General features: G+C 58.4%; 2 pseudogenes. Both read right to left on the reverse strand.

Annotation, left to right across the window (positions count from 1 at the left end):
* Window positions 1-65: 65 nt before the first annotated feature.
* A pseudogene (locus P0D80_RS49845) lies at window positions 66-1,185 on the reverse strand (IS3 family transposase).
* Window positions 1,182-1,868, reverse strand: a pseudogene (locus P0D80_RS49850) (hypothetical protein); the annotation flags it as partial. The pseudogenes P0D80_RS49845 and P0D80_RS49850, both read right to left, overlap by 4 nt.

Below are 1,868 nucleotides of genomic sequence, written 5' to 3' on the forward strand. Positions count from 1 at the left end.
GGGCAGAGGTGGCGCCGTTGGTTCGGACAGTCAGATCGAGTTTATAAGTGGAAACGCCGGGGTCATCAAGCTGCCGATTTGATCGCTGGCAGCGTCGCGAAGTATGCCTCATCCGGCGTCTGATCGGACAGACTTGAATGGGGCCGTTTCTGGTTGTAAAGGTTCAGGTAATCGCCGATGGAGCAGCGTGCATGGCTGACTGATTCATAGGCTTTCAGATTCACCTCTTCATATTTCACGCTGCGCCACACGCGTTCGACGAATACGTTGTCGCGCCAGGCGCCTTTGCCATCCATGGACAGGCGGATGCCCCTGCCGAGCACGGCGTCGGTGAACGCTGTCGCGGTGAACTGGCTGCCCTGGTCGGTGTTGACGATCTCAGGTTGCCCGTATTTCGCGAACGCTTCTTCCAACGCCTCGACAGCGTGCAACGCCTCCATCGTAATCGCCACGCGGTGGGCCAGTACCTTTCGGCTGGCCCAGTCCACCACGGCGGTCAGATAGACGAAGCCGCGCGCCATCGGGATATAGCTCGTATCCAGTGCCCAGACCTGGTTTGCCCGATTGATCGTCATGCCCCGCAACAGATAAGGCCAGATCTTGTGCTTCGCATGACGGCGGCTTGTGTTCGGCTTGCAGTACAGCGCCTCAATGCCCATGCGCTTCATCAGAGTGCCGACGTGTTTGCGCCCGACCCTGATAGCTTCACGCTTGAGCAGGCGAACCAACATTCGCGCACCGGCAAACGGGAACTCCAGATGCAATTCATCGAGCCGCCGCATCAGCTTGTGACCGGGTGCGGCAGGTAGTAAGCGCTTGAACGGGCAATGCCCACCAGCCGCACCTGCCGGCTCACCGGCAATGCGTGCTCGCGATCAATCATCGCTTTACGCTCAGCAATCCCGCCTTGCCGAGCGCGCTTTCCAAAAAATCGTTCTCCAAAGTCAATTGCCCGATTTTCGCGTGCAACACCTTCACATCGACCGGGGGCTCGGCCGATGTTTGGCCCGTCTCGAACACTTCGGCAACACGCTCTTGCAGTTGCTTCTTCCAGTCCGTGATCTGGTTCGGATGCACATCAAACTGCTGGGCCAGCTCGGCAAGCGTCTTGTCGCCCTTGAGCGCCGCGAGTGCCACCTTTGCCTTGAACGCCGGTGAGTGTGTCCGTCGGTTGCGTTTCGTCATCTTCTGGTTCCTTGTTGCCGGCCATTATGACCGACTGACGCCCCAGCTTTTCCACTTACCGACCTGTCCGAATTCTCGGCGCCACCTCTGAATGCCGCATCGAGAGGGGCCTCCGGTGCACACCGACTGATCATGGTGAGCCAGAATACGCGCCAGCTCAGGATGCAAAACACTGAGATCAGGTTCGCAAGTCGGTCGGCGGTGCGCAGCTTCGAGTCTTCGGCCTTGTACCCGGACTTGAGAATTTTGTGGAAGGTTTCAATCTTCCATCGCATGGCGTACCAGTCGAGCTTCTCGATTGCTTCGGCACGCGATCGGACCGAGAGGTTGGTCAGCAGCTTCCATTCGATTCCGGAGCGCCCCGGCGGCACATCACGCTCATGCGCGTGAATTACCGTAAGTTGCAGCGCCGGATAACGATTCTGCTTACCGATGGGCGGCAACACTGTCATTTGCTGGTAGCGAACCTCAAGGGTCACTGTCGTCGGGTGCCCCTTCGCGTCGCGAATCTTGACACGGTGCACTCCTTTGACCTTAACCTGTTCCATTGCATCCGCGATGGTGTGCTGCCCATCGCCCGCGAGTCGGTCAACGCAGGTTCGCACAAGAAAGTATGTGCACAGGTCGTGCGCCGTACAAAACAGTTCGCGCATTGACTCATCAGAATTGCAACTCGCGCTGAT

This window comes from Paraburkholderia sp. RL17-373-BIF-A, from assembly GCF_046030175.1.
Classification (GTDB): domain Bacteria; phylum Pseudomonadota; class Gammaproteobacteria; order Burkholderiales; family Burkholderiaceae; genus Paraburkholderia.